The 26,292-nt window shown below is 37.6% G+C and carries 20 protein-coding genes; 3 read left to right on the plus strand and 17 right to left on the minus strand.

The features are described 5' to 3' along the window. Positions 1 to 13: 13 nt before the first annotated feature. The 6 genes from B494_RS0105315 to B494_RS0105340 all read right to left on the minus strand — a co-directional run bounded on the left by B494_RS0105315 (position 14) and on the right by B494_RS0105340 (position 9,539). Complete coding sequence (locus B494_RS0105315) at positions 14 to 1,030, minus strand: glycosyltransferase family 2 protein (RefSeq protein ID WP_017471338.1); 1,017 nt, start codon at positions 1,028 to 1,030, stop codon at positions 14 to 16. 17 nt (positions 1,031 to 1,047) lie between these two features. After that, the gene (locus B494_RS0105320) at positions 1,048 to 1,683 is read right to left on the minus strand and encodes a hypothetical protein (protein ID WP_017471339.1); all 636 of its coding nucleotides are present in this window, start codon (positions 1,681 to 1,683) and stop codon (positions 1,048 to 1,050) included. Further along, a complete protein-coding gene (locus B494_RS0105325) occupies positions 1,680 to 4,139 on the minus strand; it encodes a beta-glucosidase family protein (protein WP_017471340.1) in 2,460 nt (819 codons plus the stop codon). The genes B494_RS0105320 and B494_RS0105325 overlap by 4 nt, the downstream gene beginning before the upstream one ends. A 115-nt stretch (positions 4,140 to 4,254) precedes the next feature. Further along, the gene (locus tag B494_RS19865) at positions 4,255 to 7,125 is read right to left on the minus strand and encodes a glycoside hydrolase family 3 N-terminal domain-containing protein (RefSeq protein ID WP_017471341.1); all 2,871 of its coding nucleotides are present in this window, start codon (positions 7,123 to 7,125) and stop codon (positions 4,255 to 4,257) included. A 378-nt stretch (positions 7,126 to 7,503) separates the two neighbouring features. Continuing rightward, positions 7,504 to 8,832, minus strand: coding sequence for an ATP-binding protein (locus B494_RS0105335; RefSeq protein ID WP_017471342.1), 1,329 nt, complete (start codon positions 8,830 to 8,832; stop codon positions 7,504 to 7,506). Next, positions 8,829 to 9,539 carry a LytR/AlgR family response regulator transcription factor gene (locus B494_RS0105340; protein ID WP_017471343.1) on the minus strand — a complete coding sequence of 237 codons (711 nt, stop codon included), beginning with the start codon at positions 9,537 to 9,539 and terminating at the stop codon, positions 8,829 to 8,831. Before B494_RS0105340 ends, B494_RS0105335 begins: the two co-directional genes overlap by 4 nt. 318 nt (positions 9,540 to 9,857) lie before the next feature. Between B494_RS0105340 and glf the strand changes: the two genes are divergently transcribed. After that, entirely contained in the window at positions 9,858 to 10,958 is a 1,101-nt protein-coding gene (glf, locus tag B494_RS0105345) for a UDP-galactopyranose mutase (protein WP_017471344.1), read from the plus strand. Positions 10,959 to 11,681: 723 nt separating this feature from the next. On the opposite strand, the gene B494_RS21635 is transcribed toward glf, so the two are convergent. Beyond that, positions 11,682 to 11,954, minus strand: a complete 273-nt coding sequence (locus tag B494_RS21635) for a hypothetical protein (RefSeq protein WP_026065160.1) — start codon at positions 11,952 to 11,954, stop codon at positions 11,682 to 11,684. Positions 11,955 to 12,424: 470 nt separating this feature from the next. Here B494_RS21635 and B494_RS0105360 point away from each other — a divergent pair, with 470 nt between their 5' ends. After that, a complete protein-coding gene (locus B494_RS0105360) occupies positions 12,425 to 13,801 on the plus strand; it encodes an alanine/glycine:cation symporter family protein (RefSeq protein ID WP_017471346.1) in 1,377 nt (458 codons plus the stop codon). 401 nt (positions 13,802 to 14,202) lie between these two features. Here the strand turns inward: B494_RS0105360 and B494_RS0105365 are convergent, their stop codons facing one another. The 10 genes from B494_RS0105365 to B494_RS0105410 form a co-directional block, all read right to left on the minus strand. Beyond that, positions 14,203 to 16,485 (minus strand): glycoside hydrolase family 2 protein, encoded by a 2,283-nt coding sequence (locus tag B494_RS0105365; protein ID WP_017471347.1) that lies wholly within the window; start codon positions 16,483 to 16,485, stop codon positions 14,203 to 14,205. A 264-nt stretch (positions 16,486 to 16,749) separates the two neighbouring features. Further along, positions 16,750 to 18,027, minus strand: a complete 1,278-nt coding sequence (locus B494_RS0105370) for a PTS sugar transporter subunit IIC (protein WP_017471348.1) — start codon at positions 18,025 to 18,027, stop codon at positions 16,750 to 16,752. Positions 18,028 to 18,114: 87 nt separating this feature from the next. Continuing rightward, positions 18,115 to 18,420, minus strand: coding sequence for a PTS sugar transporter subunit IIB (locus B494_RS0105375; protein WP_017471349.1), 306 nt, complete (start codon positions 18,418 to 18,420; stop codon positions 18,115 to 18,117). Positions 18,421 to 18,498: 78 nt separating this feature from the next. Then, entirely contained in the window at positions 18,499 to 18,810 is a 312-nt protein-coding gene (locus B494_RS0105380; protein WP_017471350.1) for a PTS lactose/cellobiose transporter subunit IIA, read from the minus strand. A gap of 188 nt (positions 18,811 to 18,998) precedes the next feature. After that, entirely contained in the window at positions 18,999 to 19,853 is an 855-nt protein-coding gene (locus B494_RS0105385; protein WP_017471351.1) for an SDR family oxidoreductase, read from the minus strand. Then, positions 19,843 to 20,916: a mannonate dehydratase gene (gene uxuA, locus B494_RS0105390; protein WP_017471352.1), complete on the minus strand. Its 1,074-nt coding sequence runs from the start codon at positions 20,914 to 20,916 to the stop codon at positions 19,843 to 19,845. Before uxuA ends, B494_RS0105385 begins: the two co-directional genes overlap by 11 nt. 12 nt (positions 20,917 to 20,928) lie before the next feature. Beyond that, complete coding sequence (gene uxaC / locus B494_RS0105395) at positions 20,929 to 22,335, minus strand: glucuronate isomerase (protein ID WP_017471353.1); 1,407 nt, start codon at positions 22,333 to 22,335, stop codon at positions 20,929 to 20,931. 26 nt (positions 22,336 to 22,361) lie between these two features. Beyond that, positions 22,362 to 23,381 (minus strand): sugar kinase, encoded by a 1,020-nt coding sequence (locus B494_RS0105400; protein ID WP_017471354.1) that lies wholly within the window; start codon positions 23,379 to 23,381, stop codon positions 22,362 to 22,364. A 1-nt stretch (position 23,382) separates the two neighbouring features. Beyond that, on the minus strand, positions 23,383 to 24,024 hold the full coding sequence (locus B494_RS0105405; RefSeq protein ID WP_017471355.1) for a bifunctional 2-keto-4-hydroxyglutarate aldolase/2-keto-3-deoxy-6-phosphogluconate aldolase: 642 nt from the start codon (positions 24,022 to 24,024) through the stop codon (positions 23,383 to 23,385). 383 nt (positions 24,025 to 24,407) lie between these two features. Further along, positions 24,408 to 25,130, minus strand: a complete 723-nt coding sequence (locus B494_RS0105410) for a GntR family transcriptional regulator (RefSeq protein WP_017471356.1) — start codon at positions 25,128 to 25,130, stop codon at positions 24,408 to 24,410. A gap of 441 nt (positions 25,131 to 25,571) precedes the next feature. On the opposite strand from B494_RS0105410, the gene B494_RS0105415 reads away from it, so the two are divergent. Beyond that, positions 25,572 to 26,288: a YebC/PmpR family DNA-binding transcriptional regulator gene (locus tag B494_RS0105415; protein ID WP_017471357.1), complete on the plus strand. Its 717-nt coding sequence runs from the start codon at positions 25,572 to 25,574 to the stop codon at positions 26,286 to 26,288. Positions 26,289 to 26,292 lie beyond the last annotated feature (4 nt).

Genomic DNA, 26,292 nt, shown 5'->3' on the forward strand with positions numbered 1-26,292 from the left:
ATGGTTGTCGTTTCTAATTAAATCCAATCATTTTTCGAGACAGTTTATAGGCCCCTACTGAAATTCTCCGACCAAACCAACCGGGTAGGTTTATTAAGTGACCTAAAAGTCCAAATCTTATATTATGGTACATTTCCGGGTCTTTGTTTCGAATATAGATCATTAGTTGCTTTTTCTTACGCAAATTCTCTCTCGTGCCTGAACGAATCAGGAAGATAGCAGAAATAACAGTGACAATTTCCAATTGATGAAGCATATAGCGTTGAAGCTTAACATCATCAATTAACCTTAAATCAACTTGCTCGACCATAAGTTTATTGACCTTAATTTGTTGATCAATCCGTTTTATCATCATGTTTTCATTGACAGATTGATCGTCTCGACCAATGAAATAACGGTAAAAATCAACATTCAAATAGTAGATTGTCTTTACTAATGGCAATGGTTGATAGACATAGAGATTATCAACATAGAACGTATGCTTAGGAAGTTTCAACCCAGAATCTCTTAATAATTGTGTTCGATAAATAATAGAATGCATCATCAAATATTGACTTTTTCGGAAATCTTTAATGTCTTTCCACCGAAAGATCGTCCCCTCAGGAAGGACATCATCATATCTCATGACCTTTTTATACTTTGCACCTTCTTTTTCGTAGACAAAATTACTAATGAGCATATCTACGGTTAACTCTTCTTCCTTTAAGCTCCGCAACGTTTTCAAGACCTTTAGATAAGCTCGAATATCTACCCAGTCATCACTATCAACGACCTTAAAATACAAGCCATTCGCATGTCGAATACCTGTGTTTACTGCTTCCCCATGACCGCCATTACGCTGATGAATGACGTTTATCATGTCAGGGTACTTGTTTGCATAATCATCAGCAATAATCCCTGTTTGATCAACCGAGCCATCATTGACGATGAGCAGCTCCACATCCTCACGACCAGGTAAAAGGGATTCAATGCAATCGCTCATATAATCTTGAGAATTATAGCAAGGAATAACAACCGATAACAATTTCATGCTTACACAACCTTTATCTATTTATTAGGCTCTTCAGGCACTTGTTTAAAGATAATTTTGAAGATAGGGAAAAACACCCAAAATGAAATTGCACTATTAATAATCATTGTCACTACATCGGCTACAGTTTCTCCAAAGCTACCCCAACCCAATGTGTCCATAAAAAAGTTGTAGACAGGTGTTTGATAGAATCCTAAGGCAATTGCTGCAACAATGGTAATAATGATATACGCGACAAAATACCAAAATGCCGCCTTCCAGATACTACTGTTTGATTTAAACGTTATACTCCTCTGTGCGAAGAAATTAATAATTTGTGCAACCGCAATACTAATTTGTACCGCTAGAAAAAAAGCGAGACCACCGCCACCACCTTCAGAAATAGGGCCAGCAGGAAAATCAAAGATATAATATGGACTTCCATCGATATTTGTACCTAACTGCCAAATTTGAAAGTTTGTGCTCACTAATGCTGTTTGAGCAAAAACATTTCTAAAGACAGGCATCAATACCAATTGTAGCACCGTCACCCCATTACTCAGCATAAAAAACACAAAAAACTGTGCACTATTCGGGTATTTCTCTTTCATATTATTCCAAAAATTAGCTATCCCTGAAGAGGAATGAATTTTCTCCATACTACCTCTTTTCATAATACCTCTCCTTCCCCAGTTTTTGAAGTGCCAAATTCACCCTTATCCTTATTTAATTTTACCAGTTTTTTTCTTTCTCTTAACACATGTCGCATACCTTTAAAGAAATGTCCATTTACAATCATCAGAACACCATCAACCATCGGCATATTGATCACGCCTCCCGTCATTCGTGCATAACCACGAAACGGCATATGATAGACAGACATCATAATCAAGTTTGCTGTATCTCTTTTTCCTATCTTCCATAAAAATTTATGAGAAAGTTTAATCAACTTAAATGCAAATCGAGCAAACAAGCCCTTCGCATATTGACATTGCGCAATGGTATCGTTATAGCCCAGTGGCTTGTTTCTATCCCATTTAGGATCTGGTACCTTATGGCCAAGGAGAGTCTCAAACTCTTCGATACTAACATCATTTACTTTTCCAGAATAATAAGATGGAAGCTTATCTTTATCATAGGGTAGCGGTGCTTCCGTCCCTTCTATGAAAATAACATCTTCTAAGCGAATATCATCACTTGCTGCACCAATCATAATCTTATAATCAGCTGATTCAATCTCCCACTGGTTGGTTTTTACATTAAAATAACGAAATGTTTTATCATCAAATAACAGGGTTACTGTTTTTGTTTCACCAGCATTTAAGTCGACTTTTATAAAGCCTTTTAATTCTTTATCCGGTCTAAAGATCGCTTTAGACTGACACCTCACATATAGTTGGGCCACTTCTTTACCAGCAACTTCACCTGTATTTGTAATATTAAAGGTAACCCCTTCTTCACTCACTTTTATATCTGAATATCCAAACGACGTATAACTTAATCCGTAACCGAACGGAAAAAGAACATTAACATCAGCTGTATCATAATAACGATAACCAATATACGGACCTTCTCTGTACTCGACACTCACTTCTTTACCAGGGAATTGATGAGAGGCTGGCGTGTCTTCATATCGAAGAGGATAAGTTTCTGCTAGCTTCCCTGAAGGATTGACTGCCCCAGTGATGATCCTTTGAACAGCCTTTGCCCCTGCCTGACCACTTAAATAAGCATGGACTAATCCTTTCACCTTAGTCATCCATGGCATCTCAACTGCTGCACCACAAGAAAGAACAACAACAATATTTGGATTCACCTCATACAAAGCATCCAATAATTCAATCTGATTCGCAGGAATGTCCATACTTTGGCGATCTAAGCCTTCTGCTTCTGTCACTTCATCCAAACCCATATACAATAGCACAACATCAGCTTGTTCTGCTAATGCACAGGCTTTATTTATTTTTCTTGTACTTCGCTTCCCATAGCGATCAAATCCTTGCTCATAACCAATACTGTTTAGCTCAGTTTCCTCCAACAAATCTAATGGATGATCTAAAAACGTTGGATTAACAATTGACGAACCTGCGCCTTGGTATCTTGTTTCTCTGGCAAAATCTCCAATGACTGCGACTGTTTTATCCTGCTGAAGTGGGAGGATATTTGCTTCGTTTTTCAAAAGAATAATCGATTCTTCTGCGACGCGTTGTGCCATCTGATGATGTTCTTTTTTATCAACGGTTTTAGGTTTTTGTTTAAAAGCTTTTTCTGTTGTGAAGACGAGGTCTAGTAGCCGATCAACACATTGATCTAGTACGTCCTCCTTTATTTCCCCACTCTCAATAGCTGTGACGATATCTTGATTGGTTTCACCAGCAGTTGTAGGCATTTCTAGCTCATTCCCTGCAATTAAACCAGCAACCCGCTCATTACTTCCACCCCAGTCTGTAACCACCACACCATCGTAATTCCAGTCATCCCTTAAAATTTGCTTCATTAAATCCATGTTTTCGTTCGTATATTCACCATTTAACTTATTATAAGCTGACATAACAGCCTTTGTTTCACCTTCTTTAACAGCCATTTCAAATGCCGTTAAATACATTTCCCTAAGGGTTCTTTCATCGACAATGGTATCAATCGACATCCGCCGTTCTTCTTGGTTATTGACCGCAAAATGCTTTACACAAGCTGATATGCCGTAAGATTGAATTCCCTTAATCATTCCAGCCGCTAGTTTTCCAGCAAGATAAGGATCTTCACTAAAATATTCAAAATTACGCCCCGACAAGGGACTTCTCTTCATGTTGATTCCTGGTCCTAACAAAACATTAACTTTTTGCTCAACAGCCTCTTTTCCTAGGTAAGTACCCATTTGCATGGCAAGCTCCTCATTCCAACTATTCGCTACCGTTGCAGCTGTTGGAAAGCAAGTTGCCGGAATACTCTCATTAAGACCTAAGTGATCTGCCGCTTCCGCCTGCTTCCGAATACCATGCGGACCATCGGCTAAGAAAATACTTGGAATACCCAGTCTTTCTATGTCCATCGTTTGCCAAAAATCTTTCCCGGACATCAAAGAGGCTTTTTCTTCACGGGTCATCTTGCTAATTATCTCTTTGTACTTCATCGACATCCCTCTTTTTTAGAAATTGGTGGCACTTTAATGACGTGCCACCAAACTCAAACTTTTTCTCGTACAGCTATTTGGTTATTATCTCACTAACATCTTTTAAGTTTGTTGTTCATCCCGTTGTAACATGTGCTTCACTTTCATTATTTTTTCTTCTAAACGTGTAGTAAAAGCCAGCCCCTATAGCTAAAAGAAGAAAGGCATCGACAATAATTGTAATAATAACCCATGTTGGCATTGTAGAACTTAAATCACCCTCAACACCTCTACTATTTGCAACCATATATAGGATATTATGTGATGCATCTCGCATCGCCCATAACGTATCATTACTGCTTGTATCGACCTCTGGCGCGCCCATCGGTGCAACACCGGTTAGCATCATGTCATTACCATTACGAATGGCTTGTTCATAGACCATATAAGGGTAGAAATCAATGATATACATGTCTGTGTTTACTGTTCCTTGGAAGCCCCATTCATTGCGCAGGACTTCTTGAAGCAGACTTGAATTTGCCCCCGCCCAAACAGGTCCAATACTATTAAATCCAGACATAACACCACTTGCGCCGCCTTCTTTTACAGCCATTTCAAAAGGCTTCAAATACACATCTCGCATCGCTTGCTCATTGCTCCAAGTTAGCACGGCATTGGTTCTATTTTCTTCTTGATCATTTAATGCAAAGTGCTTCATATAGACAAATCCACCTTGACTCTCATAACCACTGATCGTGCCCGCTGCCATTTTACCCGAGATTAACGGATCTTCTGAATAATACTCAAAGTTTCTTCCACTAAATGCGGTACGGTGAATATTGATTCCTGGGGCATACCAACCTGTGGTGCCATAAGCTACACCTTCTGCACCTACAGCTTCACCCATCCTTTCGGCAAGCTCAATATTCCATGTCGATGCCAGCACCACGCCGGCTGGAAAAGCAATACCAGCTACGGGTGAGTTAGAAATGTAGGCTGTAATCCCTGAGGGACCATCATAGTCCACTGTTGCCGGCTTGCCAACAGATTCAATTTCATATGTTCGATAACCACCTAATGTTGTCAGATCAACGAGATCATCTACTGACATCTGATCTAATAACTCATCCCATTGCTCATCATCGTAGTCTACACCAGTGAGATCAGCGAGTGTTAAGCCATTATCTGCATTGGTAGTAGGCGCGTCCGAATAGGTGTCTTCCGGAATGTTATATCTAGCAGCATTAACCATATCTACAAAGCTACTTTCTACTAACTTTCCTCTTAACGTCTCGGTCTCGCCATCTGAATTGGTAACCGCAAATTCTTCGTGGTTAACTAGCTGATCCAAATTTTCAAAGCCATTTTCCCTTGAAAGATATGTGTCGATACTGCCCTCGCCCGTAACAAAATCATCAAATTGGTTTATAGGGGCTTGTAAATCAGTAGAACGGCCGGACTCGAACACGACTTCTGACAGCTCTCTAGACTCTATTTCTTCAATGACTTCATGAGAGTTATCCATAAGGTAAATCGTGTATTCTCCTTCTTCTAGCACATAGGCTCCGGTATCGCTATATACCCCGTTATGATCGAAAGCAGCCATATCCTCTGTGTTGTAGGAGATAGTGACCGTTTCAGATTCACCCGGTTCAATCATGCCTGTTTTCTCAAATGCAACTAAATCTCTAGCTGATCTTTCAATGTTACCTGTATATGGTGCAGAATAGTAGGTTTGTACGACTTCTTTCCCAGCCACAGAGCCTGTATTTGTAACCATCACATCAAAGGAAACCTCTGTATCATCCCAGTTTAAACTTCCATCAACTACTTCTTGCTCAAATGTTGTGTAGCTTAGTCCATATCCAAATGGAAATTGCACGTCATTATAGTAATCAATGACACCTTCATCTGCTGCTGTTTCATAATATCGATGTCCCACATAAATGCCTTCTGTGTAATCAACATATTTTAAAGGAACGCCAGCTTGATCCATCGCTTGTTCGTAAGATCCATCTTCCGTTTCAACAATGTAATTGAAATCACCAAAATTCGTTATTGCTGGTGCATCAAGAAGATCTCTAGTATAGATATCTACTGTTCTCCCAGAAGGATTGACTTCTCCGGACAATATTTTCCCTAACGAATTAAAACCACTTTGTCCAGGCCCTCCAATTGACACAACACTTTTAATTTCACTGTAATCTTCTACCCAACTAAGTTCGAGAGTATTGCTACTGTTTACAACAACGACCACATCATCAAAATGTTCTGTAACGATGTCAACCATATCTTGTTCCCGATTACTTAATTGTAAATAGTGTTTAGTTGGGTCAAGATCATCTTCGTAACCATAGCGACTACCCGTAGAGTAAAAATCGCCCTCTCCGAAAGTATCTGGACCATCCATAACTCTTGGAAGATCAGAACCTTCACCACCAGAACGGGCAATAAAAATGATTGCTGTATCTGAAAAGGACGTTGCTTGTTGCATCCGTTCCTCAGTATAAAATTCTGCAGCAATAGGTTCCGGAATCGTCCAGTCTTGATCATTCATTTCAACCTCTGGTCTTTCATCTTGAAAAGCAATGTAGTCCTCATATAATGCTTCATTTATTTCAAACCCTGCATTTTCCAGACCTTTTCTTGGTGTTACTGTCGTTTCAGCATTCACACCACCAGAACCCGTCCCTCCATATACAGGATGGGTAAAGCTCCAACCGAAAACGCTTACTTTTTCGTTGCTATCTGTTGTTGAAATTGGCAACATATCTTCATTGTTTTGCAGCAGAACTATACCTTCATCAGCTATTTGTTCTGCAACAATTTCTGATTGCTTCCTAGCTTCAATGGCTTCCGGACTTTCGATATCAATTTCATTAAAAAACTCTGTAACAACGTCTGAATAATAAGCTAGTGCTACATTACCTGCAACTCCAATTAGCAGTACTAACGATAAAATCACACTTATTATGACGCGAAATCTTTTCTTACTTTTCCTAGACATGTTTATTTCCTCCTTATTGATCGTGATGATATTTGGCCGGCTAAATTCCACCATACCTAGAGATACTTAAAGCGTGGGAAGAATGCTTAACAAGGTATACTGAGCAACAAGTATTAAACACCTGTTTTTGTTTGTCCTTTTAAGTAAAGGCTTACAAATGATTGCCCCAAATAGAAAATATAAATAGCAAACATTCCAACGTTTTGTAAAGGCATTCATTTTTTTAAATCTTTTCTCCCCATACGTTTAATAAAAACGTTAACATATATGTAAACCTACAAATGCGATTTGCATGAATGGTTGCTTTTTTTGTATGAGCTGCAAAATAAAATAAGTTTGAATATGCATGCAACAGCGTATTCAAACTTATACGTAACCTCATATAGTATTTTGCGACCTAACTGCACGGACCGGAATCAGTATCTTCAACTCGAACCAATTATTTTTTTGATCTACATTGACCACACCATCATACTTCTGTGCTGTATAGCGAATACTCTTTAAACCATAGCCGTGGTTATCTGTATCATTCTTTGTTGTTGGTGGTAAACCGCCCTCTAATTTAAGACCCTCTCCTTCAAAGTAATTTTCAAAGCGAATCATCAAAAAACCTTTTTGTGCAAAAACTGAAACATGAATTAATCTTTTTTCTTCATCTACTTGTTTCTCATACTCAATAGCATTGTCGAGTGCATTACCAAAAATCGTACATATGTCCATCACATCCATATCATTTAGCAACGAGCCATCAGCTACGCATGTTAAAGTAATGTGGTGATTCATACAATACATATTTTTACTTGCAAGCAATGTATCTAACACCTGATTTCCTGTCTTATTCTGTGCTTCAAAAGCCTTGATCTCTTCTTCCATCTTTGTTAAAAAGGCATGTCTTTTCTTCGGATCCTCTTCAGCCCTAAGCGCAATAATTTGATGCTTTAAATCGTGATATTTATAATTGATAATTTCAATACTCTCTTTTGATTGCTGATATTGCACATATTGATTTTTAAGGATGTTTTGAACAGCTTCTAATTCATGTTTTATTCTTATATCGTTGATCTGTATATGATAGGCATATAAGATAGCAAAACCACCCAAATCGACTAAGGTGCGAATATTAAGAATCTCTTGAGCATATTGACCACTAAACGGGGTTCGAGAGGTGATAAAACTTAAATTACTAATTCCGAAGACAGCAACACCTGTAATCACTGTTGCCCATAGTTCACGTTTTCGAATATTTAATTTCCCATCATCAGGTATATATCTTTTTTCGAGCAACCAAATTAATGAAAACACACCGCCATAGATAACCACTAATAATAAAACCTCAAGTAACTGAACACCCTGCTCTCCATATCCCAAATAAAATTGCACTTGCCACTGCAATGAAGCAACTAATTCCGCAGCAACAAATGCCTTGACCGTAAAATAACCTGCTTCAGTCGCCGTAATATGACAACTTATATAAATGAATAAAAACATCATTCCAATAGCTACAAGCATACTAGGAATCCAAAACCCAATAGGTAAATCTCTTGTTACCACTAAAAAAACAGATTGCAGACAAAGTGCGAGTCCCGAGACAGCCACAAGCCTCCAACCTGTTAAATACTTCTTTAATATCGAGATATAAACCAAACAAGCTAGCCATTCCGCTAAGGCAGTATATAGCCTTGGAATATCAGGAAAGACATCGATCATTTTAACACCTCTCCCCAATGATTAGAGACCGCTTCCATAAATGTTTTTCTTCTATTACGACTGACAGGAATCTCTTCGCCATTCACGATCGCACAGCTATCATTGACGCCATCAACATGTTCTAAATTAATCAAAAAACCTTTATGCCCACGAAAGAAAGGCAGACCAGACAGTTCCTTCTCTAGCTCTTTCATCGTCCCAATCGTCGTTAACGCTCCCTCTTTTGTAAAAAAAACAAGCTTATGCTTCTGACTTTCCACATAATAAATGTCTGATATATTTAGGCGCCTTACACCACCCTTTATCCTAATCGTAACAAATCTAGCTTCTCTTTTTTTCATACGATTAATGGCGCGTTTCAACCGTTCTGAAAGCGAAAAATATGAGATCGGCTTCAACACGTAATCTAGTGCATCGACGGCATAGCCTTTAATGGCATACTGCGTCATATTGGTTATAAAAATAATCACCACTTCTAAATCTATTTTTCTTATTTCTTCTGCTGTAGACATCCCATCCATCAAAGGCATTTGTATATCCATTAAAATAAGATCAAATTGAGCTTTATAACTATTAATAAATGCATCACCATCTGAAAACGTCTCTATGTCAATCGATTCTTCGCTTTCCTGTTCGAATCGTTCAATATATTCAATTAGCTGTTTTTGATAATTAATTTCATCTTCCACAACGGCAACGCGCATCATAAAAAAAGCCTCCTTTTGAAGCACTCCTAAGTTTCTGTTGTAATTAATTGTAACACGCGTATGGCTATTTCACACGATGGACTTTCATCATAATAGTTAAATGATAGCATTCAAATAAAGATTCTATCAACTAGAACAACTTAGTTGTATATAACACATCTTACCATTTGAAAGTGTGACTTCTCGCTTATTTTTCACCTTTCAATCCTGGTCTGATTATATTTTAATGATCAATCGTATTGCCAAACCTTTATTATTGTGAAAAAATTAAAAAAGGGAATAAAACCATAATTAAATGATTAATAAGGAGACCTATCCATGTACGATTACTTAATAGTTGGGGCTGGATTATTCGGATCTGTATTTGCACATGAGGCAAGTAAAAGAGGGAAAAACTGCCTTGTTATTGACCAACGCGAACACGTCGGTGGGAATATTTATACAGAAGAAATAGAAGACATCCATGTTCACAAATACGGCGCCCATATTTTCCATACAAATAATAAGCACATTTGGGATTACATTAATCAATTTGCTGAATTTAATAGATATACGAATGCTCCTGTGGCTAACTATAAAGGAGAAATTTATAATCTTCCATTTAACATGAACACATTTAATAAATTGTGGGGGGTGACAACACCAGAACAAGCTAAACAAAAAATTGATCAACAACGCATAGCAGCTAAAATTGAAAATCCGACAAACTTAGAAGAACAAGCGATCTCTCTCGTCGGCACTGATATCTATGAAAAATTAATTAAAGGCTACACTGAAAAACAATGGGGAAGGTCGGCAAAGCAATTGCCCGCTTTTATTATTAAACGGCTCCCTGTTCGATTTACTTATGACAATAATTATTTTAATGATCGTTATCAAGGGATTCCAATCGGTGGCTACACGGCTATTATTGAAAAAATGCTTACAGGTGTTGACGTTAAATTAAATGTAGACTTTTTCAAAGAAAGAGACCAGTTAGAAGCGTTAGCAGATAAAGTTGTGTTTACTGGCATGATCGATCAATATTTTGATTACCAATTTGGCGTGCTCGATTACCGAAGTCTACAGTTTGAAACACAAGTATTAAGTACAACTGATAACTTCCAAGGTAACGCGGTTGTAAATTATACCGATCGCGAGACCCCTTATACGCGAATCATAGAACATAAACATTTTGAGTTTGGCAAACAAAAGCATACCGTCATTACTAGGGAGTATCCTGTCGAATGGGCAGATGGCCTCGAACCCTATTACCCGATCAACAATGATCAAAACAATGCTATTTACAAACAATATAAAGCGTTGGCTAACAAAAAGCCAACTGTATTATTTGGTGGTAGACTAGCGACTTATAAATACTATGATATGCACCAAGTCATTGGAGAAGCATTAGCTACGGTTAACAAAGAATTTGAATAGTACACGATTAAAACAGCTTTAGAAGGAGGTTTAATTATAAATGGAGAATAAAAGGAAATTCAGTTTAAGTATGCTCATTATTGCTATATTGTCTTTGTTTTCACCGTCAATCGTATCTTCGATGCTTAGCTTCAAGCAGGGCGTTATAGTTTTGGATGCATCTTATTATTTTACTTGGTCAATTCATGTTATTAGTATGAATATATCCTTAGTTTTTTTGGCTTTTTTATCTTACGTAATATTTATAAAGGCAAATAAGTAATATAAACTACTTGCACAATTGCGATTTTTATTAAAAATGTTAATGATAGTATTATCAATAACGGTCAAACGAGGAGCGAGCGTTTAGCTCACCCCAACTTTTTTTGACTTAGAAACATGATTAAATGAGTAGCACAAGACTATGACTCAGCATTTGTGCTACTCTTTCGTATACATACCACAGATCCTTATAACGATTAATTGGCTTTACCCTTGCTAATTGCATCTTACACCCTAACAGCACAAGGATGTTAACAACCTTTATTTTGTTTAATATTTTCCATTATAAACCGACTTTTCGGAATGCTTGGCATATCAACTAAACTATAGCTGAAATCTTGCTTCGGTACATTATAAGTCATGTCGTTCGCCAAACAATCTAGGCTAATCTTCATAATATCTAAGGTAATCCATTCCCCTGCACAGCGATGACCGGTATGATGGTCCCCCCACCTTGCGGAATCAAAGTAAAAGGGTTTTCCTCCCAATTGGTAAAGCGGTCAGGATTAAATAAATTTGGATTTTCCATATATTTGGATCATGATTGGTACCATAGAAATCTAATAAGGTTAACGTTCCTTCTTTAAATTCATAACCTTTCCAAACAAAATCTGGTTTAATCCGCTCTTCTCTAACCCCTTCAACTAATTCTTCAATCCAAGCTTCTGATTCTGGCCGAGCCTTTCTACCTCTATGTTGCTCTAATCCAAAGAAAGAACCGCGATTCTTTTTCAAAAAATTTTAATAGTTACAAATCAAACCTTTAGTAGCTAACCGTTACTTATCACACTGAAACTTAACTTTCTGCCACAACGTTATTATTAATTCTTTAAAATGCGTTCACCTAATGCTCAACATTTAACATGTTTTTTGTTTAATTATCTTCCCAATCGAATAATTTTGTGCTAATTTATTGTAAGAAGTTTCTGTATATTCCGCTTTTTTATCAATCACGCTCCCTATACGATCAGCACCTTGATTTAGTACTCGCCATAAAACAAAAACCTTCGATCACTGGGCGTTTTCGTTCTCCTTCCTCTGATTGGTAGCTGAGTCAATCAGGAGATTAGCGTCCATTAGCTTCCGCCTAAATAATCTACTCTCTTATTTTGAGACAGACGTTTTACGGACGATTATCTGGATAAACGATCTTTTCTAGATGTATGATAATTAAGAAACTTTTAAAAAACTTTAAGGAGAAGCACATGAATTACATTGATATTATTGAAAAAATTAACAGTATTTTATTGGGACCCATTATGTTATTTCTTTTGGTGGGAACAGGCATCTTTTTTACCTTTCGACTAAAAGCGATACAAATTAGAAAATTCAAACACGCTTGGAATGAAACTTTCACTGGAGTATTTAAGAAAAAAGATATTAACGGCTCTAAAGATGGAATATCACCGTTTCAAGCCCTAACAACTGCGGTTGCCGCACAAGTAGGGACAGGCAACTTAGCAGGGGTCGCGACAGCCATTGTATCCGGGGGACCTGGCGCCATTTTTTGGATGTGGGTTAGTGGTTTTTTTGGTATGGGAACGATCTTTGCCGAGGCAATTCTCGGTCAGCTCCATACAGAGAAGTTAGATGGTGAAATAACTGGTGGACCCGCTTACTATATTAAAAAGGGATTAGGGAGTAAGTTTCTTGCTGGCTTCTTTGCTGTCTCAATCATCCTCGGACTTGGTTTGATGGGGAATATGGTGCAATCCAATTCAATTGCTGAGTCAGCTAAGGTTGCCTTTAATATGCCAAACCTTGTGACCGGGATTATTACCGCACTAATCGTTGGCTTAATCATTATTGGTGGAATTAAACGGATTGCTTCTTTTACTGAAATGATTGTTCCAATCATGGCCGGCTTTTATATCGTTGGTGCACTAATCATTATTTTTATGCATGCTGACATGATTTTACCTTCATTTCGAATGATTTTCCACGGTGCTTTTAATCCATCAGCAGCCACTGGAGGCATAATCGGCGTGTCCGTTAAAGAAAGTATTCGATACGGCGTTGCGCGGGGACTATTCTCTAATGAAGCCGGGATGGGGTCTACCCCACATGCCCATGCTGTGGCTAAGGTCAACCACCCAGCACAACAAGGTCTTGTCTCGTTTATGGGAGTGATTGTCGATACCGGCGTGGTTTGTACCTTGACAGCGCTCGTTATTTTAACAACAGGCTCTTTCTCAACTGGCCTATTTGGTGCACAACTTACACAAGAAGGCTTTACAATCGGATTTGGAAACTTCGGCTCCACGTTTATTGCCATTTGTCTGTTTTTCTTCTCTTTATCAACGATTATTAGTTGGTATTACTTTGGAGAAGCGAATGTTAAGTTTCTGATGGGTAAAAAAGGGATTACATTCTATCGAGGGACCGTGCTCATTTTTATCGTGATTGGTACAACAATTAATGCTAAAATCATTTGGGAGCTTGCTGATACTTTTAACGGTCTGATGGTAATCCCAAACTTAATTGCACTTCTGGGCTTAGCCTCACTTGTTATTAAAGTAGCAAATGATTACGAGGATCATTTTATTAAAGATAAACCGTCTAAATATCGACGGAACGAATAGATCATTAATACCATTAAGAGGTCGGGACAAAAGTAAAAGACGTAAGATCAGTTGCGAATGATCCGTTTGTTTTGTGAATGGATTATTCGTCTTTATTATATTAAAACGAATGATACCAAATAGCTGAGGAAATATGCGACACTCTAGCGGGAACAGCACGAGCTGAAGATCCATTCAGTAAAGCGCTTTTGGCTTTACTGAATTAGCTGAAGCCGTGCCCGCAGAAAGGGAGTATATTTCCTCTGCGGGTATGTGATAAACCTACACATTCTAACACCATTCGTATTTGGAGAGCATATTTTTGTTATGTCCCGGCCTCCTAATTCTCGTTCAATTTATTAAACTTTATGCTATGCGAGATGACAAACTTACCTGTCGTTATATTGTCCGTCCGCGTTCATTTAATTGTTATCATCATTTAGTGGAATAACATTTAATTCACTATTGATGACGCCAAGTAATTCTTTTGGAATCTTAAAACGCGAACGTTTTGACATACTTTCAACCGTCATTAATCCGGTCATTAGACGCATGGTGTCATTTTCCATTACGTCCCCAAAATACTTTTTAAAAACAGCTTTTGCCTTTTGATTTTTATATAGATCTTCTATGGTGTCAAAAATCGAATAATAACCCTCTTTTACATTGACTTCTTGTACTTCTTTTAAGTCAAATTTTTCAAACCAGTTCGTTACATTACTTTTTTCTTCCGCCTGAATAAAGGTATAGCCTTTATCTTGTTCCTTAACGTGATGAATTCGCATTTCATCTTGATACTGATTCCCATCTTGGTCATAGCCGTTTACTTGAATGACGTTCTCTCCTAATGTTAAGGCTACATCCTTAACGGTTTCCAAAGGCTTGGTCACCACTCGTTCAACAACCTTGCTTCCGTTAACCAGTAACTCCAATCGGGGCAGATTTGATAAGATAACGATGTCATTATTTTTTCTGTGACGATTTACAAACCTACTGCCCGCTAATTTGACAAATGCATCATCTGACCAATAAGCTTTACACAAATAAAAAGCATCTTTTTTTGTTTGTCTATCAATGGTCACGAGCCCCTTTTGATTAATGCCCTTCGCTCCACCTTCGTTTCTGATTTCACTGCCAAAATCAAACATAGCCCATACGTAACCACCAAGAACATAGGGCCGTTCTTCAAAAGTTCGTAAGGCGTTATCTTGAAATAACAATTGGTACTCTTCTGTATAATCTTTTACTTCTGGATGATAACTATGGAATTTAGGATTTGTATCAACCCCATATTCTGAAACGAGGACTGGTATATTGGGTCTATCTTGGTTAAACGCATCGAGTCTTTCACCTAGTCCACCCATCTCACCATAATACCAGCCATAATAAAGGTTATAGCCAACTATATCTGTTAATCCATTTAAGTAACTATTGTTATTGACAGAGTGGATATTGGCTTGCGCAATAATCCGGCTTGAATCTAATTTTCGAGCCAAACCAACAAGCTCTTCCACTAACTCATAAATTCTTTCATTTTCCACGGCGATGGTTATTTCATTTTGCACGCCCCAACAGTAGATTGAACTGTGATTGTATCCTTGTTTAATCAGCTTTTCAAGTTGTTCTTTTGCATTTTGATTTTCTGCGTCAGTTGTAGTCGGGACACTAATAAAAGGGATTTCCGCCCAAACCAATAAACCAGCCTCATCACACAGCGTGTAAAAATAATCATGGTGTTGATAATGAGCCAATCGAACGGAATTTGCACCTACCTCTTTTATTAAAGCAAGGTCCCTTTCCATATGTTCTTTCGTCAAAGCATTGCCTACTTCAGAAAAATCTTGATGACGACTAACACCATTTAACTTAACAGGCTCTCCATTTAATAAAATACCTTGATCAGAGGTTACTTTTACTGTTCTAAATCCAATCGATAGTTGTCTGTTATCGATAAGGTTGCCATCGGTATATAAGCTTACGTGTAATTGATAGAGGTAAGGATCTTTTACCCCCTGCCAAAGATGAGGACTTTCAATCTGTTCAGTAAATTCGAAACGTAATGCATCTTTACACTGATCGAGTTTCTCGCTTTTCAAAACACAATTATTCTCACGATCAAACAACTCAATTGCAACGACTACGTCATCAGCGGTGTTTCTCTCATTGATCATCGTTCCTGTTATTGATAGTTCAAAAGCATCCTGATTTAAAGCTTGCTGAGTAACATAGATACCGTCTCTTCCATTATCCATTAAATCAAAGTGAATATGGTCTACTTCAATTAATTTAACATCTCTATATAACCCGCCATAAAATGAGAAATCGGCCATTAAAGGATACACGTCATCATGTCTGGCATTATCAACAAAAATAGTAATTGTATTTTCACCATTAACCAAATACGGCGTTAAATGCACTCTAAACATAGAAAACCCACAACGATTGAGACATACATAGTGATCGTTCACATAAACCTCGGCAACTAAACTTGCTGCACCTACCTCAAGAAAATAGTAATTAGAAATATGATCTAAGGTTATTTTCCTTTGATAACGAAACTTTCCTTTAAACATGCCATGACCACTCTGACCATCTTTAGCATTAAAGCAGTGCGGTAGATCCACACGTGTTTCCTTATGATCAGCTGAATTTTCATTTACTTTAGTAAATAACCAATTTTGATTTAGTTCTTTAATATTTATCATACAATCCCCCTCTACTAAATCATCTATGGACGCTAATCTCTTGGTTCAATCAACGAACAATCAGTGGGCGAAGAACGAAAACGCCCACTAATTGAAGGTTTCATTTTATACTTTTTGTGATTTTATGTCGTGACTTACTTAAATTGATTTATTAGCGACGTAATAACGAAACGGTAGCTTTTATCACAGTTTAATTACCAAATGAAATCATCTAACGTCTTTTGGTCATGACGCGCTTCTTTTAACATCACCGTCTTATTGTGACTAGACCGTTTCTGCTGCCACTTCTTCATCTTGCTCTTTTTTAAATGCAGCCCGGTCTGCTTTTTTAAAGAATGGATACCATACTAAGACTTGCAAAGCAACTAACGCTACTTGTAAAGCTGCAATTCGCCAACTTCCCCCTACAAAACCTCCGATAACAATCGGCATGCCAGTTATTGGTGCGATTCCATTAACCCTTGGTATCAATTCTATAAAGGTTAGAAAATAAGCAACGGATATACTAATGGCATTCATAAAAATGAAAGGGATTGCAAATTTAAAATTAAATACTAAAGGAACACCAAATACTAAAGGTTCCGAAATACCGAAAAGAGCTGGAATCGTTGTCAATTTCCCTAAAGCTTTATATTGCTTGCTCTTTGCCACAAATAACATTAACAGGGTCAGACCAATAGCACTAGCTGACATTGTATACGTACTAATAAATGCACGGCCAACAATATTTGGTAATGGATCACCTGCAGCATATGCTGACAGTTGGGCAGCATCCATTGCCGTGAAAATTGGTAATACTACTGAATAAACAACCAAGGTCCCGTGAATTCCGAAAAACCATAATAATTGTGCAATTGTCCACAAAATAATAACAGAGAATACGTTCGCTCCTAGTCCTTCAAGCGGAATCTGCAGAAATGTATAGATTAAATCGTGAAGCGAACCTAATGGTGTTGCTTCAAAGGCAACCGATACGACAGCAAAAAACATAACAGCGATAATACCAGGTATTAAACCACTAAAGCTATTGGAAACCACTGGGGGAACACTAGATGGCATCTTAATAGTTATTCCTTTTTGTTTTATTACGACATATATTTTGGTTGCCACCAATGCAACAATAATCCCCGTAAAGATACCAAAACCGCCTAGCCAGTGCATAGGAATAGCTATCCCCTCTGCGTCTGTTACTGGTGTGACAATAAAGAAACTCATTAAGGTTATTAGACTTGCAGTAACCCCATCCTCACCCAATTGCTTGGCGTAATTACTCGCAATCGCGACTGCAAAAATAACAGCTAAGAAATCAGTAGAAAACATAATAACAACTTCTAATACAGAGCGGATACCACTCGTATCAATGAAACTTTGCCAAAACTCTAATGGCAAATTAATAAATAGAGCCGCAAACGCACCAACCAACGTAATTGGCAAGGCACCCATCATCCCGTTTGTTATCCCATTTACAATTTTACTTTTTTGAATTTTATTAACTTTCTTTGATAGCTTCTTCGAAAACTCTTGTGAATTAAACTTCCCCATTATAACCCTCCTCCAATTAGTTATTCCTTATAATGTTTATCCCGCTCAAGCTTCTAAACACGATTAAGCTTGAATGAGGACAGTCCCTTAATCCAATAGTGCAATTGCTTCACGCAAAACCTTGTCTCCATTCATCATGCCGTAATCAGCCATATTAATTACATTAACTTTCATTCCTTGCGGTTCGTATTTTTCCCTTAGTTCATCTTCAAGGTAAGAAATTTGTGGCCCAAGCAACAAAACATCCGTTTTTTCTGTATACGCTTCAAATTGAGCTTCTGACATCGCAATAATTTCTGCATCAAGATCTTGTTTTTTTGCACTTTCTTTCATCTTCGCCATTAACATAGATGTCGACATCCCTGCTGCACAAACTAATGTAATATGAATCATCTAATCACCCTTTTTTATTTATTAGCTATTTTAATAACGCTCTAAACCATACACGTGCAAACAAACATGCTTTTACATTTAGATTGCTTCTAATTTTTCACTTAGTTTAATCACATGTTTGGCTAGATCCCTTACTGTTATAGCATTCATAAGATGATCTTGCGCATGAACCATTAAGAGCGATAGTTCTGTTTGCTCACCTCGTGATTCTGCCTGAATTAAGTTAGTCTGGATTTTATGAGCTTTACTCAACTCTTCATCGGCTTCTGAAACCAATTGATTTGACTGTTCTAATTCATTTTCTTCTGCCTTCTTTAAAGCTTTCATCGTTAGGCTCTTAGCATTTCCAGCATGCATGATAATGCCCATAATCAATTCTTGATTGACCATACGTGATGCCCCCCTTATTTTCGAATGCGCTTTCTTAACTGCGCGTATACTTGTAAACTTTTGTTTCAGGTTTCTCTTATCAATAAATTTTGTGCTTGAATGAATGGTTATTAATTTAACGATAGATTTGCAAACATAACGTAAATCATTTTCTTAATAATAGGACTAACCGTCACATCATGCGCACTCTAAACACCCGAGTAGCTAGAAAAACCACCATCCACCGGAACGACCACACCAGTCACAAAACTTGATAACCGGGCGTCAGCAAGGAATAGTACCGCTCCCACTAATTCTTCAGGCTCTCCAAAACGCCCCATAGGTGTAGCGTTTAAAATCTTCTCCGCACGTAACGTGTAATCCCCTTCTTCATTTTTTAATAACTTCTCATTCTGTGTAGTAATTAAAAACCCCGGGGCAATAGCATTTACCCGCACCCCCACTTTAGACATATAAGTAGCCAACCACTGTGTAAAGTTACTAATAGCTGCTTTAGCACCACTGTATGCCGGAATCTTCGTTAATGGCGTAAAAGCATTCATTGATGAAACGTTAATGATCGTTGCACCTTCTCGCTTGGCCATACTTTCACCGAAAACCTGTGCAGGTAGTATGGTCCCCATCACATTCAAATCCATGACAAAACCGATACCTTTTGGATCTAAATCAAAAAACGTCTTTACATCTGGGTCTTGCTTATTTGCATCGACACTGTAGAATTCATCATCAGTTGTACCGTTTGGATGATTTCCTCCAGCCCCATTTATGAGAATATCTATCTCACCTAACTCGCTTTCAATAATCGCTTTTGCTTCCTTCAAGTTATCGATGTCTAAAACATTTGAAGCAACGCCTAATGCCGTGCCTCCTTCCTCAATAACTTCATCCGCAATTTTCTGAGCAGATGCTTCTGATAAATCAACTACGGCTATTTTCGCCCCTACTTTTGCTAAAGCTTTGCAAAAATAACTACCTAATACACCTCCACCTCCTGTTACAACAGCAACCTTTCCTGTTAGATCAAAACCATAGTTATTCAGCATTTTTACCCTCCTTTTGAATGAAACGACTTTTGACTTCAGCTTCCCATAATCCATTTAAATATGTTGCTCCTAACGCACGATCAAATAGGCCATAGCCTGGTTTCCCTGTTTCTCCCCAAATCATCCTGCCGTGGTCTGGACGAATCGGACCCTGGTAATCAAAGTCACTTAAAGCACGAATAACTTGGTACATATCAATTGAACCTTCTTTTGATAGATGAGCCGATTCTTGGAAAGAATATCGTCCCGAACGTTTGATATTTCGAGCATGTACAAAATTCACGCGCTCTTTCTTTCCAAAATAACGAAGCATATCATAAAAATCATTGGTTGATACGGCCCCCAGTGAACCACTGCACATCGTTAAGCCATTATAAGGACTGTCATAGATGTTAATAAAACGCTCTAAATTGTCTTTATTCGTTATAATTCTAGGTAAGCCAAAAATATCGAATGGTGGATCATCAGGATGAATAGCCATCTTCACACCAACATCCTCTGCAACAGGCAAGATTGCCTTGATAAAATACTCAAGATTTGCCCATATTTTCTCATGATCAATCTTCTTATAATGACTAAATAGCTGACTCAATTCATCTTTCTCATAGCTAGCATCCCACCCTGGTAAAGATAGCTCTCCACTTAGTGGATCCATCTTTTTCACGATGTCTTCCTCAAAGATCAATGTTTTAGAACCATCAGCTAACTCATGGTCAAGTGACGTTCTCGTCCAATCAAAGACAGGCATAAAATTATAACAAACAACTGGAATGCCACATTTACCCAAATTAACAAGGGTCTGCTTGTAATTTTCTATATACTTATCTCGAGTTGGTAAACCTATTTTAATGTCTTCATGTACGGGTACGCTCTCAATTACTGATAAGCTTAAACCATGCTTTTCAACTTCCTGCTTTAACGCTCCTATTTTATTTAATGGCCATACCTCTCCAACTGGGATATCATAAATTGCCGAAACAATCCCCTTCATACCAGGTATTTGACGAATATATTCTAATTTGACCGGGTCACTATTCCCGTACCAGCGAAATGTCAATTCCAATTAAAATCCCCCCTAATCGCTTTTAAAATATCTTTTTGCATTATAGTAGCTTATATTAGTGACTAATCTCTTGAGTAGACTTTCATTATTTGGAAGTTCACCTTCCTCCACCCACTGTCCAATTAAATTAGCAAGTACGCGTCGAAAGTACTCATGCCTACTAAATGAAAGGAAGCTACGTGAGTCCGTTAACATACCGACAAAGTGCATTAATAAGCCCTGATCAGCTAATGTCGCTAGCTGTCTCTCCATCCCTTGTCTTGTGTCATTAAACCACCACCCTGATCCAAGTTGGACTTTCATCTTTATGCCTGGTTCCGTTTGAAAGTTCTGGATGGCGCTACCTACAAGGTTGTTATAGATAGGATTTAGGTTATACAAAATGGTTTGCGGCAAGCCATCGTTTTTCTCACATTGATCCAACAACCCATTTAGTGAAGCACCAAGATCAGATTGATCAGAAATAGAGTCAAATCCGGCATCTTTACCGACTCTTTTAAACATTTTCGTATTATTGTTTCTAATCGCTCCAAAATGAAGTTGCATCGTCCAGCCGCTCTCTTTATATTTCCGCGCAAGCGCAACCATCATTGCTGTTTTAAACTTGAGCTCTTCCTTGGTTGAGATGCCTTCCCCTGCCAGAGCTTTTTGAAAAATAGCTTCAATCTCTACATCTGTAAAACTTGAAAAAGGGACTTTAGCTAACCCATGATCCGAGAGCTTACAGCCCATCTCATCGAAGTAATCGATTCTTTCTTCTAAAGCTTCAATATAACTTCGATACGTTCGAATCGAACGATTAGTAATAGTAGATAGTTTATCAATAAAATGACGGAATATTGGTTTGGTTATCTCCATGCCATCATCAGGACGAAAAGTTGGTAACACCGTAACGTTAAAGTTATCCTGTGCTTTAATCTGCTTATGATAGTCTAATTGATCGACAGGCGAATCCGTTGTACAAATGCTTTCAACATTTGAACGTTCAATTAATTTTTGTACAGAGAAATCCAACTGTGCTAGTTTTTCATTTGCCATTGACCAAACGTCTTCCCAATTCTGTTCATCCAATAAAACATTGATATCGAAGTACTTCTTAAGCTCTAAATGCGTCCAGTGATACAATGGATTCCCAAGGGTATTTGGTACAGTTTGAGCCCAAGCTCTAAACTTATCTTTAGCGCTTGCATCTCCAGTAATATAGTGCTCATCAACACCATTTGCACGCATCGCTCTCCATTTGTAATGATCACCTTCAAGCCAAATTTCTGTAAGATTTTTGAATTGGCGATTTTCAGCAATATCTTTCGGCGATAAATGGCAATGATAATCAATAATAGGAAGGTCCTTTATATAACCATACAATGTTTTAGCGGTTTCATTTTTCAGCATAAACGTATCATTAATAAATCCCTTCACAGTCAAGACCTCCTTGTTTAAGTGGTTTAGCGAATAATAGATAAGGGGTGGTCTGCGTTCATAAAATGCAGTATGTCACTTAAATCTAAAATGTTCGCATCTCCTTCAATGGTATGTTTTAATGCAAAACTTGCCGTAGCAAAATCTATTGTTTTTTGCATGGAATCAAATTGAAGTAAGCCATAAATCATACCAGCGGCAAAAGCATCTCCTGTCCCTACTCGATCAACAATCTGAACATCAACTGTTTTTGATTTAAAAAAGCCTTGATCGTCCATTACGATAGCACTAATTTCGTTCTGATTGACTGATTTCTCTGTCCGGAAGGTATGAACAATTTGGGTAAATTGATACATTTCTTTTAATTGGGACATAATTTTTTTTATCTCTTCCTCAGAAAAGGGCTTTTCACATCTATCTTTATAATCTTGGTCATCGTATGTTGGTAACTCGAGTGGTTCAATCCCAAAGCAAACATCAATATTTTTCATTAGTATGGACATTTTTGCTCGAGCCGATTTAAATGACCAAAGTGATTTCCGATAATTCAAGTCACAACTCGTTTTTACGCCTTTCTTTTGGGCTATCTCTAAAGCTACTAGACTAATCTCAAACAATTCCTCAGACAAAGCAGGTGTGATACCACCTAAGTGGAACCAATCGACATTTTCAAAGATGATATCGAAGTCATAGTCATTAATTTTCGAACAGGCAAAACTAGATTGTTCACGGTCATAAATCACACGTGTCGGTCTAATAGAATAACCTTTTTCTAAAAAATAGACGCCCAATCGTTGCTCATCATATACGACATGATCTGTGTTTACACCGAAATAATTAAGAAATTGCATGGCAGACCTACCTAAGGCATGTTTAGGAACCTTTGTTACAAAATTTACATTAAAACCATATTGAGCAAGCGCCATTGCTACATTAGCCTCACCCCCACCAAATACGCCATCAAACGATTGCGACTGTTTGATCGTCTTGAACCCTGGTGTCGTTAGACGGAGTAAAATTTCGCCAAACGTTACAATATTTTTCATATCAGCTCCCCCTAATCCGCGCCAGTTCTTGTGTGAATGATTTTGATATTTCTGTAATCGATTCATACCCACTTTCCGTTACACGCTTTGTTAAAGCGCTTCCAACACCTATTGCAAATGCACCCTTATTAAACCACTCTTGTAGATTGGTCATATTCACTCCTCCTGAAGGCATTAGTTCAACATTCGGAAGTGGCCCCTTAATATCATTTATAAAACTCGGTCCAAATTGACTGCCCGGAAACAGCTTTACAATATCAACTCCCACTGATAACGCTGTCACTATTTCTGTAACAGACCCACAACCAGGTAAATACGGGATAGAATAACGGTTACAAATTGTTGCTATCGCTGGATCTAAGTGCGGACTTACAACATATTTCGCCCCATTCAAGATGGCAATTCTCGCTGTCTCTGCATCTAATACTGTTCCCGCACCAACAATTACACGTTCATCACTCAATGCGGAAAGCTCTTTAATAGCTTGATCGGCATGTGGTGTAGAAAAAGTAATTTCTAAAGTAAAGATCCCCCCTTCATAAGCTTTCTCAGCTATTTTGACGGCTTCAGACTTTGTGTCTCCTCTTATAACAGCAACGAGATAGTTTTGATGAATAGATCTCAATATTTTATACTTTTGCAATGATTTTTCACCCCACTTCATCGTTCTATACTTGTATACTAGCATCCCAATATACAAATTTCAATTGTTTTTTACAATATTCTTTATTTTTTTTACTAAATTCATTTCATAATTAGCATCTGCGTAAAAAATGAATCTCGTTGTCAATCTGTATCGTTTATTTATAAAAACAAAAAAAGAGCGTTGCATCTATTCGATGAACGCTCAAAAATTGTATGTCATTTAAAGATATTTTTGTCACAGACTAAGCTTGTAGTACAATTAAAAACATTAATCAATACTTAGAAGAAACCCAATATAAAAAACTTTAATTAGAGCCGATCCTTTTACGAGCGGTTATCTGTCGCAGATGTACTACTAGTTATTCTTTAAATAGATTTCAATTAATTTAAATTAAAGACAGAAGTTGAAACGGCTCGCTCAAAGTAATCTGAAAACGGACTATCTTCTTGATAAAGATCTTTCCAAACTTTCATGGGTTCCAATATATGTTCATTTATAATTAATTGGACTTGATTTACGGCTTTTGTTTCAATCACGTCTATAATTCTTTTATGTTGAATAACTGCATCTTCAAAACTAAATTCTAACTCTGATAATAAACGAATTCGATTATAGTGAGTACTTAGTCTTGTTACAGCAAACCATACATTTTCTTTTTTATTCGCTTTAAAAATCATGTAATGGAACTGCTTGTCCAATTCATGGAATTGTTGGTGTGACTTATTTTGTTTTAGGAGCTTTTCTTGCTTCAAAACATTTTGCCTTAATTCAAATAGAATATCATCTGGAAAGTGCTCACAAGATAACTTTAATATCTCTTTTTCCAAGGTAACCCGAGTAAACACCGCTTCCTCCACCAACTGTGGTTTAATTCTAGTTACATATGTTCCTACTTGAGGCTTCACCTCTACTAAATTTTCCTCTTTTAATCTTGCTATAACTTCTCGTATCGGGGTACGTGATACATCAAGTCTTTTGGCAATTTCAACTTCACTTATGATTTGACCTGGTTTCAGTTCAAGTGACATTATTGCATTTTTAATAACACGATAAGCATAATCTCGATTTCTTTCATCTGGTAACCTCTCAAGCACAGCTATCATAACTCCACTCCACATTTTAATAAATTTTGTTAATTGATTTGCTCATTAATACTTTCCACTAGCTTGAACGTATATGATCCTCCATTCAGTGGGCGATTTATGGACAGAATGATATGTTATAAATAACTTATATACACTCATCAAACCACTGACATACTTGTATTTTAATGTTTTCTACTTAAATTATCAATGCTTTGCCTGTTAATTTTTTCATTTCATAGCTTTATTAAAATTCTTCACCTCTAATAAACCTAGACAAAAAGATAGGTACTTATTAATAAAAGTGGCGATCTCTCATTGAACAAAACTAAAATAATACTGTATAACCACACATTAAATCTTAAGAACCATCACCTATTTCATTCCAGATCCATCAAAATCGTGTATAATAGAAAAGCAAAGAAATCTAATCAAATTATAAATAGAAAGTGGGTTTGAACAATGGGACGTAAATGGAACAATATTAAAGAAAAGAAAGCCAACAAAGACAAAAATACAAGTCGTATTTATGCCAAATTCGGTCGAGAAATTTATGTAGCAGCCAAACAAGGCGAGCCAAACCCTGAATCAAATCAAGCGTTAAAATTTGTTCTCGAACGCGCAAAAACATATAGTGTTCCCAAACACATTATTGACCGTGCGATTGAGAAAGCAAAGGGTGGCGGTGACGAAAATTATGATGAATTGCGGTATGAAGGATTCGGGCCCAATGGATCAATGGTGATCGTTGATACGTTAACGAACAATGTTAACCGTACCGCTGCAGAAGTACGTACGGCTTTTAACAAAAATGGAGGTAACATGGGGGCAAGTGGTTCAGCCGCTTACATGTTTGATGCTACCGCGGTACTGGGCGTTGAAAACCACACTGTTGACGACATCTTAGAAATGTTAATGGAAGCGGATGTCGATGTCCGTGATTTAATTGAAGAAGATAGCGCCGTGATTATTTATGCTGAACCTGATCAATTCCATGCCGTGCAAGAAGCATTAAAGCAACAAGGTATTCAGGATTTTACTGTCGCAGAATTAACAATGCTTCCGCAAAACGAGCTTCACTTAAGCGGTGATGACTTCATTCAATTTGAAAAGCTCCTTGATGCATTAGAAGACTTAGAAGACGTGCAGCAGGTTTATCATAACGTTGAAAACGATTGAACAT

It is taken from the genome of Amphibacillus jilinensis Y1 (assembly GCF_000306965.1).
Taxonomy (GTDB): domain Bacteria; phylum Bacillota; class Bacilli; order Bacillales; family Amphibacillaceae; genus Amphibacillus_C; species Amphibacillus_C jilinensis.